This window comes from Streptococcus sp. DD12, assembly GCF_001578885.1.
Classification (GTDB): domain Bacteria; phylum Bacillota; class Bacilli; order Lactobacillales; family Streptococcaceae; genus Streptococcus.
On the sequence record NZ_KQ969495.1, the window covers coordinates 917,541 to 932,557 of the forward strand.

14 protein-coding genes are annotated in these 15,017 nt (G+C 46.1%); all 14 read right to left on the reverse strand.

Features of this window, described 5'->3' with window-relative positions; all coding sequences use genetic code 11:
* Positions 1–2 precede the first annotated feature (2 nt).
* Positions 3–548: an ECF-type riboflavin transporter substrate-binding protein gene (locus STRDD12_RS04245; RefSeq protein WP_066915456.1), complete on the reverse strand. Its 546-nt coding sequence runs from the start codon at positions 546–548 to the stop codon at positions 3–5.
* Between the two features lie 14 nt (positions 549–562).
* Positions 563–1,408, reverse strand: coding sequence for an SAM hydrolase/SAM-dependent halogenase family protein (locus tag STRDD12_RS04250; RefSeq protein WP_066915458.1), 846 nt, complete (start codon positions 1,406–1,408; stop codon positions 563–565).
* A gap of 267 nt (positions 1,409–1,675) precedes the next feature.
* A complete protein-coding gene (gene ileS, locus STRDD12_RS04255; protein ID WP_066915460.1) occupies positions 1,676–4,474 on the reverse strand; it encodes an isoleucine--tRNA ligase in 2,799 nt (932 codons plus the stop codon).
* A gap of 236 nt (positions 4,475–4,710) precedes the next feature.
* Positions 4,711–5,655: a DivIVA domain-containing protein gene (locus tag STRDD12_RS04260; RefSeq protein WP_066915462.1), complete on the reverse strand. Its 945-nt coding sequence runs from the start codon at positions 5,653–5,655 to the stop codon at positions 4,711–4,713.
* Positions 5,656–5,666: 11 nt separating this feature from the next.
* Positions 5,667–6,455, reverse strand: a complete 789-nt coding sequence (locus STRDD12_RS04265) for a YlmH family RNA-binding protein (RefSeq protein WP_066915464.1) — start codon at positions 6,453–6,455, stop codon at positions 5,667–5,669.
* Positions 6,456–6,719: a YggT family protein gene (locus tag STRDD12_RS04270; RefSeq protein WP_066915466.1), complete on the reverse strand. Its 264-nt coding sequence runs from the start codon at positions 6,717–6,719 to the stop codon at positions 6,456–6,458.
* A 3-nt stretch (positions 6,720–6,722) separates the two neighbouring features.
* Positions 6,723–7,349, reverse strand: coding sequence for a cell division protein SepF (locus tag STRDD12_RS04275; protein WP_066915468.1), 627 nt, complete (start codon positions 7,347–7,349; stop codon positions 6,723–6,725).
* Between the two features lie 9 nt (positions 7,350–7,358).
* A complete protein-coding gene (locus STRDD12_RS04280; protein ID WP_066915470.1) occupies positions 7,359–8,030 on the reverse strand; it encodes a YggS family pyridoxal phosphate-dependent enzyme in 672 nt (223 codons plus the stop codon).
* Between the two features lie 5 nt (positions 8,031–8,035).
* Positions 8,036–9,298, reverse strand: a complete 1,263-nt coding sequence (gene ftsZ, locus STRDD12_RS04285; protein WP_066915472.1) for a cell division protein FtsZ — start codon at positions 9,296–9,298, stop codon at positions 8,036–8,038.
* Positions 9,299–9,322: 24 nt separating this feature from the next.
* Positions 9,323–10,738, reverse strand: a complete 1,416-nt coding sequence (ftsA, locus tag STRDD12_RS04290; RefSeq protein ID WP_066915474.1) for a cell division protein FtsA — start codon at positions 10,736–10,738, stop codon at positions 9,323–9,325.
* 218 nt (positions 10,739–10,956) lie between these two features.
* Positions 10,957–12,189 carry a cell division protein FtsQ/DivIB gene (locus STRDD12_RS04295; RefSeq protein ID WP_066915476.1) on the reverse strand — a complete coding sequence of 411 codons (1,233 nt, stop codon included), beginning with the start codon at positions 12,187–12,189 and terminating at the stop codon, positions 10,957–10,959.
* 1 nt (position 12,190) lies between these two features.
* Complete coding sequence (locus tag STRDD12_RS04300; protein ID WP_066915478.1) at positions 12,191–13,267, reverse strand: UDP-N-acetylglucosamine--N-acetylmuramyl-(pentapeptide) pyrophosphoryl-undecaprenol N-acetylglucosamine transferase; 1,077 nt, start codon at positions 13,265–13,267, stop codon at positions 12,191–12,193.
* Entirely contained in the window at positions 13,267–14,622 is a 1,356-nt protein-coding gene (murD, locus tag STRDD12_RS04305) for a UDP-N-acetylmuramoyl-L-alanine--D-glutamate ligase (protein ID WP_066916225.1), read from the reverse strand. Before murD ends, STRDD12_RS04300 begins: the two co-directional genes overlap by 1 nt.
* Before the next feature lie 127 nt (positions 14,623–14,749).
* On the reverse strand, positions 14,750–15,013 hold the full coding sequence (locus tag STRDD12_RS04310) for a DUF3165 family protein (protein ID WP_066915480.1): 264 nt from the start codon (positions 15,011–15,013) through the stop codon (positions 14,750–14,752).
* Between the last annotated feature and the right edge of the window lie 4 nt (positions 15,014–15,017).

Genomic DNA, 15,017 nt, shown 5'->3' on the forward strand with positions numbered 1-15,017 from the left:
CTTTAGTCCTTGGTCAGACTGCCAGCCTGAGTTCTTGTTTTCGCGTAGATTCCTAGAAGGAGGCTACCTGCGATGGCAATCGTTAGGATATTGAGGATACTAGCAATAGCCCCTTGTGCAAAGAGATAGTCCCAAGCCTGGTTGTATTGCAATTTATCCCCTAAAGGAGCAATCAAGCCAAAACCAAGCAAGACTGAAATGGCTTGAACCCCGTTAAAGACAAGTAATTCTTTGGTCCCAAAAACACCTTTTTCGACATTGTAGTAGCGACGGAAAAGTCCAATACCGAGCCCGACAACACCTGATGCCAAAACCCAGAACCAAGACAGGCTACCATACTGGAGAGCGTCCTTGAGCCCATGACCAATCAAACCAATCAAGAAACCTGGGATGGGTCCAAAAATACTGGCAAAAAGCGCCAGGACGGCATATTGCAATTGGATACTGGTATTCCCAAAAATAGGGATATTGATAAAGATACCGACAATGATAAAGAGGGCGGCCCCGATACCTGTTGCGACAACGTTTTTAATGGAATTATTTTGCATTACTTATCTCCTTCTTAGTCCATTTTCTTGATTTCAATCCGCCAGTTAGAGCCCACGCCAACATTATAAGCCTTGGCAAATGACCCTTGGTTGATGGCTACCCCGACACGATAGAGGGAATTGATATAGATAATAGGTTGGCCAATACGCACATCCGCAAAAGACTTGCCATAAACCACTTGGTTTTGGTAAACCAGCATGTCATTGTTGTAAATAGTTACTTCAAAGCGTTGGTCAAATTGCGGGTCTAGGCTGTAAAATTCATCGCGCGTGATGGATGTCCAAAGCGAACCAAAACGCACATCCAAAATATCAACCGCACCACTGACTGCTGTCTCAGAAATGCTTGTATCAACCACTGGCAACTCGATAATATCGTTGACAGCTAATTCAGGACCGACTTCTTCGAAGCTGATATGTCCACTCGCTAGTTTAGCACCGGTAAAGGCATAGACATCACGTCCATGGAAGGTGTAAGACAGCTCGGTATTGTTGCGACGGTTTTCGACTTCAGAAATTTCCCTGACAGCCTTGATTCCCACATGTTTTTTGATGAAAGACAGGGTCCCATTGTCAGGTGTCACAATATACTGGTTCTTTTCAGTTAAGGCTACAACACTCTTACGCGATGTCCCCACACCAGGGTCAACCACTGACACAAAAGTCGTGCCTTCTGGCCAATATTCTACTGTTTGAAAGAGACGGTAAGCCCCTTCAAAGATATTATAGGGGGTGATATCGTGGGTGAGATTATGGATTTTTAGCGTGGCATCTTCTTGCAAAGCCACTCCAATCATAGCAGACACGGCACCATCAACGAGGCCGAAGTCTGATTGGAGAACGAGTAGTTTATTAGTCATAAGTTACCTCTTTTCATTAATCCTTACTATTTTACCACATGCCAAAATAGTAGAGTAGGGGGTTAATAGCTTGAACAGGCTATAGACTAAAACTATAGACCGTCCACGGGAAAAGCTTTTTGTAGGCTATTTTTAAAGGCAAAGAATAGTTTGACGACTTTTTTTGAGGTCAATAAGCGGATTTACACCAATCTTTAACACAAACAAAGGGTCTGGAAGCCACTTCCAGACCCTTTGACTACTATTTTCATCTCTAATAGCGAAAGCTTATTTTTTTGCCTTGACTTCAAAACCTTCAGCAACAGCTTGTGGGAAGTTTTCCTCAACAATGGCAGCACAGCTATCACACAGAACGACACCATAGCGCTCTTTGGCTGTCACATCGGTTCGACGGCAACGGTCACAGACCTGACCTTGCGCTTTTTCTACTGTAAAGGCTACGTCATCAAAGACGAGGGCATTTTCAGGAGCGTCACCTTCTGCTAGAGTCAATTGAGAGACAATAAGCAGTTGGGCCACATCACTATCTAAGCTAGCCAAAAGCACTTTAACGGCTTCGCTCGGGTAGACTGTCAAGTGAGCTTCCAAGGATTTACCGATGAGCTTTTCATTTCTAGCTTCTTCCAAGGCTTTTTGGGCTTGGTCGCGGAAAGCCATAAAGGCATCCCACTGCTCTAAGATCGCTGCTTCATTGGCAAACACTTCTGGTTCTGGCATTTCAGACAACTGCACATAAGCATCCGCTTCGTGTTCCAGGTAAGACCAGATTTCTTCAGCGGTATGTGGCAAGACTGGCGTCAATAATTGGGTTAATTTGACCAAAATATCATAAAAGACAGTCTGCATTTGACGGCGGGCCAAGCTACTTTCAGCCTCGATGTAAACGACATCCTTGGCAAAATCCAGGTAGAAGGCTGACAAGTCAACCGTCAAGAAATTCACCACAGCCTTGTAGATGGCCATAAAGTCATAAGCCACATAGGCCTCACGAATGCTTTCTACCAGATGGTTAAAGCGAATGGTCATGTACTTATCTACCGAACGCAAATCTTCGTAGGCAACTTTGTCTTGTGCTGGGTCAAAATCTGACGTGTTGGCCAGCAAGAAGCGGAGGGTATTGCGGATTTTACGGTAGGTTTCCGACGTTTGTTTCAAGATATCCATCGAAATGCGCACATCGTTGCTGGTATCGACAGAAGTCACCCAAAGACGCAAAATCTCTGCACCGAATTGTTTTTCCACATCACTAGGTGAAATCGTGTTCCCTAAAGATTTCGACATTTTTTCACCTTTACCATCCAAGGTAAAGCCTTGTGAAAGGATAGCCTTGTATGGGGCATGGCCATTGACAGCTACTGAGGTGATCAAAGATGAGTTAAACCAACCACGGTACTGGTCAGACCCTTCGAGGTAGAGGTCTGCTGGGTAGCCCAAACCAGGACGGGCATTCATCACACCATTCCAAGAAGATCCTGAGTCAAACCAAACATCCATAATGTCGGATTCTTTCGTAAATTCTCCATTGGGAGAACCTGGATGACTAAAGCCTTGAGGCAGAAGATCCTTGGCCTCACGTTCCCACCAAATCACAGAGCCATGCTCTGCAAAGAGATCGGCAACGTGATTAGTCACTTCCTTGGTCATGATGGCTGTTCCATCTTCTGCATAAAAGATAGGAAGGGGAACACCCCAAGCCCGTTGACGAGAAATAACCCAGTCCCCACGGTCACGAATCATGTTATAAAGACGCGTTTTGCCCCAAGCAGGTTTAAAATGAGTTTGTTCGATTTGGTCCAAAATCTCTTCACGGAAGTCCGATACAGAGGCAAACCACTGAGGAACAGCACGCCAGATAATCGGTTTTTTAGTTCGCCAGTCGAATGGGTAACTGTGGGTAATCACCTCAGAAGCCAGCAACAAATCACCCAGTTTTTCCTGAACGATTGGTGTCACTTTGTCATAGAACTGCCCTTCAAAATCAGGACCTGCTTCTGCTGTCATCACCCCACGGCTATCAACCGTAACCGCTACTTCTAAGCCATTGGCTACCCCAACATTGTAGTCATCCTCACCAAAACCTGGCGCTGTATGGACAATCCCTGTCCCTGAATCAAGGGTAACATGCTCACCCAGAATAACGAGTTCATCAACCTCTGGATCCCAAGGGTGTTCTGTCACGATATGATTGAGTTCTTGACCACGATAGGTCGCTAAAACTTGCACATCCGTCCAAGCAAATTTTTCGGACAGGCTGTTCAAGAGTTCAGCTGCCAGGACAAATTTCCGGCTTTCACCAGCTGGTTGCACAACCACATAATCAAAGTCTTCCCCTACCGTCAAACCACGAGAAGCCGTAACGGTAAAAGGTGTTGTTGTCCAAACAACGATATAGGTGTCTGTATCTAAGATACCCTTCCCATCTTTGACCTTGTTGGCATAAAAGAGAGAGGTTGAATCGATGTCATGGTACTCAATTTCAGCCTCAGCTAAGGCAGATTCTGAAGACCAAGACCAGTAAACGGGTTTGGCACCGCGGTAAATGTAGCCCTTATCTGCCATAGCACCAAAGACACGAATTTGGGCAGCTTCAAACTCTGGATCCAAAGTAACATAAGGGTGTTCCCAATCCGCTGAGATACCTAAACGTTTGAAGTCTTCACGTTGTTTATCCACTTGAGAGAGGGCATAGTCCCGACACATTTTTAAATAATCTGCACGGTCAAGCTCTTTACGTTTAACCCCTTTTTTGGCCAAGACCTGCTCGATTGGCAGACCATGGGTATCCCAACCTGGATTATAGGGGGCACGGTAACCCATCATGGATTTAGATCGGATAATAATATCCTTGGAGATTTTATTCATGGCATGGCCAACGTGGATATTCCCATTCGCATAGGGAGGGCCATCATGCAGGAAGAAAGCAGGTTTATCTGCATTCAATTGCTGACGTTTATCGTAAATTTTTGCTTCTTCCCATTCCTTTTGCCATTGAGGTTCTTTGTTTGGCAATCCTGCACGCATCGGGAACTTGGTTTGTCCGAGGTTGAGGGTTTCTTTTAATTGCATCCTAACTCCTTTAAAAAAATAAAAAGCCTTCGCCAATAAGGACGAAAGCTCGTGGTACCACCTTAGTTCAGTCCAGACAAAAAGCCTGAACCCTCTATGCCCGTAACGAGGGCAAACGTCCTCACCTACTGTTTTCAGTGAGAATTCCAGTAAAAGGATAACCCTATTTAGAGGGACGACAGGTCTTCCACCATCACCTGCTCGCTGGTCGTATCACATAAGGTCGTGTTTTTACTCTAGAATAATTTAAATGTTTTGGTTTCACCCAAATTTTCTTCTGCTTCTGCTTCTGAATCAGGGACTGGAACAGTCTCATGCTCAGCGGTTTCTAAGAGACCTTGCTCAGCTAAAATACGCTGTGCCTCTTCAATATCCGCTTGCAGATTTTGGGTTTCTTCTAAAATACGGTTACTTTCATCTATCCGCCTTTGGAGGTCTAACATCTCTTCTGGCGAAAATTGCCGAGTGGCATCTGCAGCCAACTGGTCATCCATCCCGTAAGTGTCATGCGATTCGCTGTTATCATCAGCTGTGCTAGTCACTGAAAGGCCTTCTGGATGAGATACTTGGGCTTCGGCTGTCGCCAAGGTTTCCTCCAGGGCCAAGGCTTGAGATTCAAAGGCTTGGCCTTCAACCTGGTCACCTGGTAAGGTAGGATGTAAAAGCTCCTCCCATTCCGCTGATTGTGCCAGACGCAATTGTTCTTGAAGTGCTTCAATCATTCTCGCCTGGAAGGTTTGCCCCTGCTGGCGTAGCCCTTCTGTCTCTTTCAGCAAGTCTCGTGCATTATTAGAAGCTTTGGCTAGCATCTCCTCAGCCTGAGATTGGGCTTCTCGCAACATGCGTTGCGACTCTTCTTGAGCTTGCAACTGCATGCTATGCGCTTCTTCAAGGGCTTTTTGCCGTTCTTGTTCAGCTTCTTCATGCGCTTTTTGCTTCACACGGTCAGCTGTCTCTTGAGCCACCAAAACGGATTGGCTCAAGGACTCTTTCATTTCATCAAAATAATGTAGTTTGTCTTCTAGATCCTTGGTGTGTTGCTCCTGACTGCGGACACGTTCATGCAAACGATCTAAGTCAGCCATCACCTCTTCCAAGAAGACATCGACTTCTTCCGTATCGTAACCACGAAAGCGAGTCTCAAAGGTTTTCTGACGAATATCCTCTGATGTCAATGCCATAAAGGCCTCCTCTATTTATGTTTTATAATACCAACTTGTAATTTCATCTTCCCAGAACGGCTTTCCCCTAGAAAGGGACCAATCTTTAAGCGACCAAACCCTCGAACACTAACCCGGTCATTTTCACCCAGTTGCATGGCTGTCTTTTCTGTAAGGGCAAAATTTACCGTCACTTTTTTCTGGCTGATGAGCTGATTAGCCACCTGTCGTGAGATGTTAAAACCCGCTGCGATGAACTTGTCCAGCCTTGGACTAGATACCAACACCATCTTTGGACGGTAATCATCTTGCTCTGGCAGAGCGAGTTCCGCAGGAATCAGACTCAGACGCACGGGATGGCGACCGATTTGTGTGACTTCTTTCTGAAAAAAGTCTGCCAAATTTTCTTTGACAAAGACTTGGCAAGCCTCACTTGTCACCCGAATATCTCCAAAGGTTGTGCGTTTAAGGCCCAGTTGGTTGAGCAAGGTTCCCAGAATCTGCCGGTGACGCAGTTCCACAAAACGACTGGGAAAAGCGATAGCTAAAAGACTAATGCCAAAATCTGTCCAAGCTACCTCATAATAATCTGGACAGATATAGAGCCGTTGCATTTCCATAGGAAAATAGTGGCTCGAACAATGGCAATGGATACCTTCCCCTTTTCCCACTAAACTTTGGACAATAAAAACTTGTCGTGGATTGAGAAACTCTGTCAGATAAGGAATTTGCTGGTCGCTGACACGAAAGAGTTGCTCCTGCATCTGAGCTATAAAATCCGTTTCTTCTGGGCGAAAATGTTGATAAAGACCATCGGACATTTAAAGCACCATCAGAAAGATTGCCGTGAGGAGTCGCATCAGAAAAAGGCCACAAAGAAGAACTGCTAAGAGTGAAAAATCCAAGCCCATAAACTGCAAGGGCAGCCTGCGAAAAGGTCGCCAAACAGGCTCAATCAGTCGACTCAACCAACGCCCAAAACCTGTGGCGTAGGCTCCTGGAAACCAACTCATGAGTGCGTAAACCGAAACAAGGAAAAGATAAGCTTGAATCAAACGCATCAAAAAGTAGTAGAGAAAAGCCATAGCTTAACGGCTCTTCAAATCAAAGTCAAAGTCGTGGCTTTGATTGGCTGTGACTTTGGACATCTCTTCAATGTCGACCACCACATCAACAGGTGTCAGCAAGTACATAGAAGCCCCAACCTTTTTCAGGTTGCCAGCCAATACCTTGCTTGCCCCATCAATAAAGTCCAAGCAACGACGTGCTTGCGCATCCATCATGTATTGGAAGTCAATCAACACACACTCGTTAGCAATCAAAAGATCAACGATTTCTTCTGCATCTGTATATTTCTTAGGATACTTCAGTGCGATGGTTGCACGTCCTGTCTCTTGAGTCGCTTGAACTTGACGGCGAGCCGCCAGATTGCCACTAACTACAGGTTCACTATAAGCACTTCGTCCTTGGTGAGCTTGCACACGAGTACTGTGCGTATAGGTTTCTTGTTGGGTTGGACGTGTTGTCGTGTTAGACATATCTTGAGCTCCTCTTACTTCTCGCAGGGATTTAACTGCAGGTTCTTGTGGTTGTTCAACAGCTTGAGAAGCCTGAGCTGGAGCCTCTTCGTAGGCCTCATACTCTTCATCGTATTCGTCGATATCATCTGTTGAGAAATAATTTGCTGTTTTTTCAAATAAATCTTTAAAAGCCATCCGTGTCTCCTATTCAAAGAAAGCTGTTCCAACTCGAACAAAGGTTGCTCCATGGGCAATCGCTTCAGGAAAATCCCGGCTCATCCCCATGCTCAACTCTGAAAAAGTCATGCCTTCTCTATTTTGTTTTGCCAGAGACGCTCTCAACTGATTGGTCTCTTCGAATAATTTTTCTAATGCATCGTGGTCAGCATCGATTGGAGCCATGGTCATCAAACCGATAATCCGGACCTTGTCCAAAGTTCCAATAACATCCAAAGCTGCATCGATGTCTTCAGGAGCAAAGCCATGTTTGCTCTCTTCACCAGATACATTAACCTGTAAAAAGCAAGCCACTGGGTGGTCTGCTCTTTTGTCGATTTCTTGGGCGAGTTTCACCGAGTCCAAAGCATGGAAATAATCCACTTTATTGATGACATCCTTGACCTTACGCCGTTGCAGGCTTCCAATCAAGTGCCAGGTGATTTGATTTCCGGCCAAAGCCTGATACTTTTCAAGAAACTTATCGACCCGATTTTCAGCTAGCTCTGTCACCCCTGCATCAACCACTTCCTGGGCTTTCTCAGGTGTCACATATTTGGTGACGGCTACCAAATGAACCTCTGAACGGTCACGGCCAGCCTTTTGACAGGCCTGAGCCACTCTAGCCTCAATCGCTTGCGTATTTTCTGCTACCGTCATAGGACTTAACGATTCTTGAAAAATGGTGGTGTGTCAAGTTCTTCGTCGTCAGCCTTGTCCTCTACACCAGAGAAAGTTGACATTTGTAGGTGGCTATCCAATTCACCTTCACTCGGACGTGAGATTTCATCGCGTTGCAAATCCCAGTTGCCAAAACCTGACGATGCTGGTTGTTGTGGTTCAGGACGGTTAACGCGAGGCATTTCACGTCCTTGATTAAGGTCAAAATCATATGAGCGACGTTGGTTGCTGCTTTCTGAAGCCTTTGCTTGAGGTGCAGATGACGCAAAACCAGAAACTTGCTCTGCACGGTCTTGACGAACACCTGTAGCAACAACTGTTACGCGGATTTCATCCTTCATGCTGTCGTCAATAGAGGTTCCCAACCAAATGTTGACCCCTTTACCAGCTGCTTGACTCACGATTTCAGAAGCCTCTTCCGCTTCTGTCAAGGTCATGTCCAAACCACCTGTGACGTTGACAATGACGTCTTCTGCCCCATCAATAGTTGTTTCCAAAAGCGGTGAGTAGATAGCCCGACGCGCTGCTTCAACGATACGTTCTTCACCAGAACCAATCCCAATCCCCATAAGGGCATTGCCTTTGTTAGCCATAACTGTCTTAACATCGGCAAAGTCCAAGTTAATCAAACCAGGATTGGTGATCAGGTCTGTAATCCCTTGTACCCCTTGACGCAAGACATTGTCTGCTTCAGATAAAGCTTCCATCAAAGGTGTCTTTTTGTCAACAATTTCTAATAGGTTGTTATTAGAAATAATCAAAAGGGTGTCAACTTGTTCACGTAATTCTGAAATACCTTCTGCCGCAAAGGTGCTCCGTTTGTTCCCTTCAAAAGCAAAGGGACGTGTCACAACACCTACAGTCAGGGCGCCCAAGCTCTTAGCAATGCGAGCAATCACAGGTGCTGCACCTGTACCTGAGCCACCACCCATACCGGCAGTGATAAAGACCATGTCTGAGTCTGTCAAGGCCTCTGTCAAAACTTCTTCGCTTTCTTCAGCTGCCTTACGACCAACCTCAGGTTGACCCCCAGCACCAAGACCACGTGTCAATTTTGGTCCCAACTGAATAACAGTTTCAGCTTTTGAACCACTAAGGGCTTGAACATCAGTGTTGGCAGCGATAAACTCGACACCTGAAACACCTTCTTCAATCATACGGTTGATGGCGTTTCCGCCACCACCACCGACACCAATAACTTTAATTACCGCACCTTGCGCAGATGCCGCGTCAAATGAAAATGCCATGTCAGCTCCTTTACTTCTTTACTCTTAATCAAACATGCTGCCAAACATACCACGAAGGCGGTCGGTCAACTTAGGTCTGTTATCGTCTTCTTTATTCTGTACTTGTCGCACAGGTGCTGGATTTGGGTTTGGCTGTGATTGGGGCGCTGGTTGCGCTTGTGGTGCTGGTTCAACGCTTGGACGCGCCTGATTCGTAACCACTTGACGAACTGGAGCCGCTGCTTGTTGGGCTGCAGGTCTTGCTTGAACATCCACCGGCAAACGGCGAAGAGCTTCCTCTCCAGTGACCGTTTCTTGTGCGATGCGTTCGACATCACTCATGCGCCCGATATAATCTACAAGACTAATCACACTTGCAAACAAGGGATTGCGAATACCTACTTGGTTAGGCACATAGAGGCGAACATTAACACCGAGTATCCGTTGAGCCAATTCAACAACACCTGGCATGATGGCACCGCCACCAACCAAGACCACTCCTCCAGGAACGTTCAAGAGGCGGTTACGTGTTAGATCCTGTTTGATGCGGTCAAACAGTTGGGTCAAACGTGCCTCAATAATTTCAGAAATATAGCGTTCTGAAACTTCTACAGGTTCACTAGCACCAACGACTTCAACTTGTGCCAACTCAGACTCACTGGCAACACTACTGTCAGCTTCACCGAAGTTAAACTTCAAAGCCTCTGCTGCAGCCATAGAGGTCTTGAGGACTTTTGAAATGTCACGTGTGACATAGTCCCCACCTTCGCTGTACATTTTTGTGAATTTGAGCTCGTTATTTGCCATAACGTCAACCGTCGTTTGGCCACCGCCCATATCAATGACAACCGCACCAAACTCACGTTCCCCTTCATTTAGGACGGCTTGGGTCAAAGACAATGGCGTGATGATAATATTGTCAACGGACACACCCGCACGCTCAACGGCACTTCGTAGATTGTGCAAGATGGTCGTTGGACCTGTGTAAATCATCCCACGCATCTCCAGACGCACACCCATCATCCCACGAGGGTCACGAATGTTTTTGAAGCCATCAATCATAAATTCTTGGGGGATGATAGAAATCACTTCTTTTTCAGGCGTGATGCTCTTGGTCAATGCTGACTGAACAACACTTGAAACGTCCTCATCTGTAATTTCTTTTGATTGACTTTGCACAGGAATCATGCCTTGGGCCGGTTCCAAGCCAAGTTGGTCCGCTGGTAGGCCAACACTGACAGCATCGATAGAGATGCCCGCCTTATCCTCTGCCTCTTGAATAGCTGTGCGAATGGCTTGAGCCGCAGCGTCAATGTCAATAATGATGCCATCTTTCACGCCAGAACTTTGCGCATTACTCACTCCAATGACATTCATTTCTTGGTTTACAAATTCAGCTACCAACACTTTGATGGTACTTGTTCCAATATCTAATCCGGTAAAAAAGCCGTTTTTAGCCATCTACACCTCTAACCTCACTATCTCTTTTGTACTGCCTGTCTATAAAGCAAACAGAATAACTCAAAGCTTATTATAACATAAAAAGGCCATTAAGGCAGAACTAAACCAAGAAATTTTTCTGACAGGTCGCCATTCCGGCTAAAAATTTAGGAACAATTGACTAAAAAAATCGAATAGTGACGACAAAAAAACCTAACCAAGGTTAGGTTCAAAAGGTCTTAGTTACTACTTGAGGCCGTTGTTTCAGTAGGAGCTGTTTGTGCTTCATCAGTAGTAGCAACTTCCTCTGTCGTAGTGGACGCTGCAGCCTGTGTCTCATCTTGGGCTTGTTCCTCTGTTGACGTCTGCTCTGTACTTTGTGCCGCCTCGGAAGAAGAACTGCTTTCTGTTGTCGTGTAGATGCCAACTTCCATATCCACTGTGATTGGCGCTGTCAATCCACTAGAGATTTTCTCATAGTAAGGCAATTTTTTGCCCAGTTGTGATAAGGGCACCAAGACGGTGTTGCCATCGCGCATGGTCACATTCAAGAGGTCAGGGGTAGTCGTCGAACCAGCCAAGGCGACCGTTTGAATGTTATTTCGCAAGTTTTCAGAAAGCTTACGCATCTCTTTAACCAAGGTCTGTATCTGAGATTCTTTATCCAGATTGATGGTCAGATAGGAGGCTGGTAAACTGCTAGTGGCTTGGACAGTTCCCTTAGCCCCATTTTCATAAACAGCGACATAGCCGTCCCCAGATTGCTGGTACCCAAAAATACTGTAATCCGTCACTCGGATGGTAAAGGTATTGGGAAAACGATAGGCAATGGCAACCGTTTTTACCCAATGGTATTGGCTCTTAATGCGTTGGGCAATCTGCTGACGCTGAGTCAAGGTTGTCAGGGTATAGTCTGTTGACTGGATGCCAGAAGCCGTCAAAACATCTGCCTGATTAACACTGGTCTCTCCAGTGACGGTCAGGTTCTTTTGAGTGCTCAAAGGGGTCAAGAAATAAAGTGATACCACAGCGACCACTAAGGCGACCACTAAAACAGAACTAGCCTTTAAAAGGGAAGGATTGGTCAACCAATTCGGCAGAGTCCACTTTCTCTGAAACCAGCCTTGCCAAAAATGGCGCCACTTTTCCAACCAAGATTGGGAGGCGAGCTCTTGCTTGGCTTTTATGTCAGAAGACGTCTCCTTACCTTCCTCAGGTTGGTCCACAGGCGATTCTTCTGACTTTTCCGCTTCTTTTTTGGTCTGGGTAGCTTGTCTTAAAACACTCTCCAAACGTTGACGTTGCAGTTCTAATTCCTTAGCTTCCTTTGTCTCGCGTTCTTTCTTTTTCTGGAGAAATTCCAGATTGCGTTTTTGCCACTCGGTCAAGGACAGACCAGACGTTTTTTTGTCTTGTCCAGCAGGCTGATCTGCTGTTTTTTTCTTGGCCTTTTTAGGCGTTTCCTTTGCCATTTTATCTTCCTTTTGCTTGTTGAATTGCCGACATGAGTTCCTCATAAAAGGCTTCTGGCGACGTGATTTCCGTACTTTGGGCCATGGCTGTCAGGTAATGATCGCGATGCGTCAAAAGGTCTTGAATTTGTGCCTGAAAATCCTCAAAAGTTAAGGACGCTTCATCCAAACTTACGGCATAGCCCTTGTCCACAAAATACCGGGCGTTTTCGACTTGGTCGCCCCGACTTCCCTTGACCAGAGGAATGATGAGATGCAATTTTCGCATGGCTAACAATTCAAAGAGGGTATTAGAGCCCCCGCGTGTCACAACAACATCGGCAAGGTCCATCAAGGCCTGGTAGTCTTCTGTCACATAATCCGTACGATAGAGTCCCTTTTCCAAGGTATTCAATGAAGCATCACCTGTGATATTGATGATGTTATACAAAGACCTTAGTTGCGTCGTTTGGCTGACAAAATCATTAAAGACCTGCGCTCCAGCCGAGCCCCCAATAAAGAGAAGGGTAGGCCGCTGGCTGTCCATTTGGGCAAGAACTGCTTTTAAGTTTTCAGACGAAACTGTCTGGTCGGACGCTGTCACCTTGGTCACTGCACCGATTGGTTTCAACTTGCTCAGAGCTGATTCCTGATCAAAGGTCGTATACATAACTGTCGCAAATTTAAGCGCAATCCGGTTGGCTAATCCCATAGAAAGGTCTGACTCATGGACAAAGACAGGTACCTTAAGGAGCCCAGCAGCTACAACTGGCGGCACTGAAACAAAGCCCCCTTTTGAAAAAAGGGCCTGTGGCCGAAGGCGCAAGAGCAAGCCGAGTGATTGGACAACACCCCAGCTAACTTTAAAGATGTCCAAGAGATTCTGTAGGGAAAAATAGCGCCGTAGTTTACCTGTCGCAATGCTATGAAAGGTCACACGATCGCCAAAGGCAGCGATTCGCTCATACTCCACCCCTTTTTTATTACCAATGTAGTGGACTTCCCAGCCATCTTCAAGCAATTTAGGAATTAAAACCAAATTCAAGGTCACGTGGCCAACGGTACCACCACCTGTTAATACAATCCGTTTTTTTGCCATTAGTTTTCCTTTAGTGCTGCAACTGCTGCGATGAATTCATCACCGCGAACTTCAAAATTCGGATACATATCCCAACTGGCGTTAGCCGGACTCAAAAGCACCGTATCGCCTTCTTGTGCCAAGGCAAAAGCCTGCGGGACAGCACTGGCCACCGTTTGCGCTTGGTAAACTGGGATGTCCAGACTCTCCGCCAATTGGGTCAATTTAGGCGCTGTTTCTCCCAATACCACCATCGCCTTTAGACCGGCGACATCAGGCGCTAAAGCATCAAACGTATTGCCACGGTCTAGCCCACCCGCAATTAGGACCACCTGAGCATTATCAAAGCCTGATAGGGCCTTTTGCGTTGCCAAGATATTGGTTGACTTGCTATCGTTGTAAAAAGCAACCCCATCAACCTTGCCCAGATTTTGCAGACGGTGCTTAACGCCACCAAACTCAGACAAAACATTGGCAATAACCGCATTTTCCACGCCATAACTTTTGGCCACAGCGATTGTCGCTAGAGCGTTTTCGATATTATGGCTACCAGGTACCCCCAGTTGAGAAGCTGACATAACCGCTTCTCCCTTAAAGAAGAGGGTCCCCTCCTGTAAATAGGCCCCATCAACCACTTCTTTGGTCGAAAAAGGCAACACACTGGCCTGCGTTTTTTGAGCCAGGTCTTTGGCCAAATCCTGATTGAAATTCAAGACCAGGACGTCCTTAGCTGTCATGTGATCTTGGATGTGCCATTTGGCCGCTACATAGGCCTCAAAATCACCATGGTAATCCAAGTGAGTCGGCATCAGATTGGTGATGACAGCAACATGCGGATGAAAGCGGTCAAGGCCCATCAATTGAAAAGAAGACAACTCCATGACCAACTTATCCGCTGCCGTCGCTTTTGGGGCTACCTCACTAGCCGGAAAACCAATATTTCCTGATAAGAGGGCTGATTGTCCTGCAGCATTTAAGACCTCTGCAATCATAGTGGTCGTAGTTGTTTTCCCGTTTGAGCCGGTTATGCCAATAATAGGTGCCTCTGAAACTTGGTAGGCTAATTCGACTTCTGTCCAAACCGGTAGGCCCTTTTCCTGAGCCCGAACCACCATAGGATTGCTATAAGGGATGCCTGGGTTTTTCACCATAAGCTCAAAATCTTCATCTAAAAGGGCTACAGGGTGCTCACCGCAGATGACAGTAATCCCTTCCGTCAGGAGGGCTTGAGCCGCTGGGTTTTCTTCGAAAGGCTTGCCATCGTTGACCGTGACAATCGCCCCTAACTTGGCTAAAAGGCGGGCTACTGCCTCACCTGACCTCGCCAAACCTAAAACCAGTACTTTTTTATTTTGAAATGTTGAGATTGTTTTCATGTCTTCGCCCTTTTCTTTAAACATCTATAGTCTGTTTCATTTTACCTTGAATACCCGACTTTTTCAAGGATTTCAAGCATGAAAAAAGCATCTAGGACATGGTCCGAGATGCTTAACATAGCAGTTATCAACGCTTGACTGACTTTGACTTGGTCAGGGGCTTGAGACGCCAAACATCTCGTAAGCTCCAGTAAGAAACCGCGACCATGCCCAAGACCACAAAGACTTCAGCAGGAAGCTCCAAGAAAGTCATAAAACTCAATACCGCTAAAACCAGTAAGAGCGCAAGCAGGCCTACTAGTAAAATGACACCCATGGTATTTTTAATAGTGGCTGGTGCCAAGAAAAAGTAATAGAGCAAAATAAGCAGCGAAATAATCAGATAGACCATCTCA

What these genes read in the sequence shown, in the direction of transcription:
- STRDD12_RS04245 (WP_066915456.1), bottom strand. Translation starts at nt 548, where the DNA reads ATGCAAAATAATTCCATTAAAAACGTTGTCGCAACAGGTATCGGGGCC.
- STRDD12_RS04250 (WP_066915458.1), bottom strand. Translation starts at nt 1,408, where the DNA reads ATGACTAATAAACTACTCGTTCTCCAATCAGACTTCGGCCTCGTTGAT.
- ileS (WP_066915460.1), bottom strand. Translation starts at nt 4,474, where the DNA reads ATGCAATTAAAAGAAACCCTCAACCTCGGACAAACCAAGTTCCCGATG.
- STRDD12_RS04260 (WP_066915462.1), bottom strand. Translation starts at nt 5,655, where the DNA reads ATGGCATTGACATCAGAGGATATTCGTCAGAAAACCTTTGAGACTCGC.
- STRDD12_RS04265 (WP_066915464.1), bottom strand. Translation starts at nt 6,455, where the DNA reads ATGTCCGATGGTCTTTATCAACATTTTCGCCCAGAAGAAACGGATTTT.
- STRDD12_RS04270 (WP_066915466.1), bottom strand. Translation starts at nt 6,719, where the DNA reads ATGGCTTTTCTCTACTACTTTTTGATGCGTTTGATTCAAGCTTATCTT.
- STRDD12_RS04275 (WP_066915468.1), bottom strand. Translation starts at nt 7,349, where the DNA reads ATGGCTTTTAAAGATTTATTTGAAAAAACAGCAAATTATTTCTCAACA.
- STRDD12_RS04280 (WP_066915470.1), bottom strand. Translation starts at nt 8,030, where the DNA reads ATGACGGTAGCAGAAAATACGCAAGCGATTGAGGCTAGAGTGGCTCAG.
- ftsZ (WP_066915472.1), bottom strand. Translation starts at nt 9,298, where the DNA reads ATGGCATTTTCATTTGACGCGGCATCTGCGCAAGGTGCGGTAATTAAA.
- ftsA (WP_066915474.1), bottom strand. Translation starts at nt 10,738, where the DNA reads ATGGCTAAAAACGGCTTTTTTACCGGATTAGATATTGGAACAAGTACC.
- STRDD12_RS04295 (WP_066915476.1), bottom strand. Translation starts at nt 12,189, where the DNA reads ATGGCAAAGGAAACGCCTAAAAAGGCCAAGAAAAAAACAGCAGATCAG.
- STRDD12_RS04300 (WP_066915478.1), bottom strand. Translation starts at nt 13,267, where the DNA reads ATGGCAAAAAAACGGATTGTATTAACAGGTGGTGGTACCGTTGGCCAC.
- murD (WP_066916225.1), bottom strand. Translation starts at nt 14,622, where the DNA reads ATGAAAACAATCTCAACATTTCAAAATAAAAAAGTACTGGTTTTAGGT.
- STRDD12_RS04310 (WP_066915480.1), bottom strand. Translation starts at nt 15,013, where the DNA reads ATGGTCTATCTGATTATTTCGCTGCTTATTTTGCTCTATTACTTTTTC.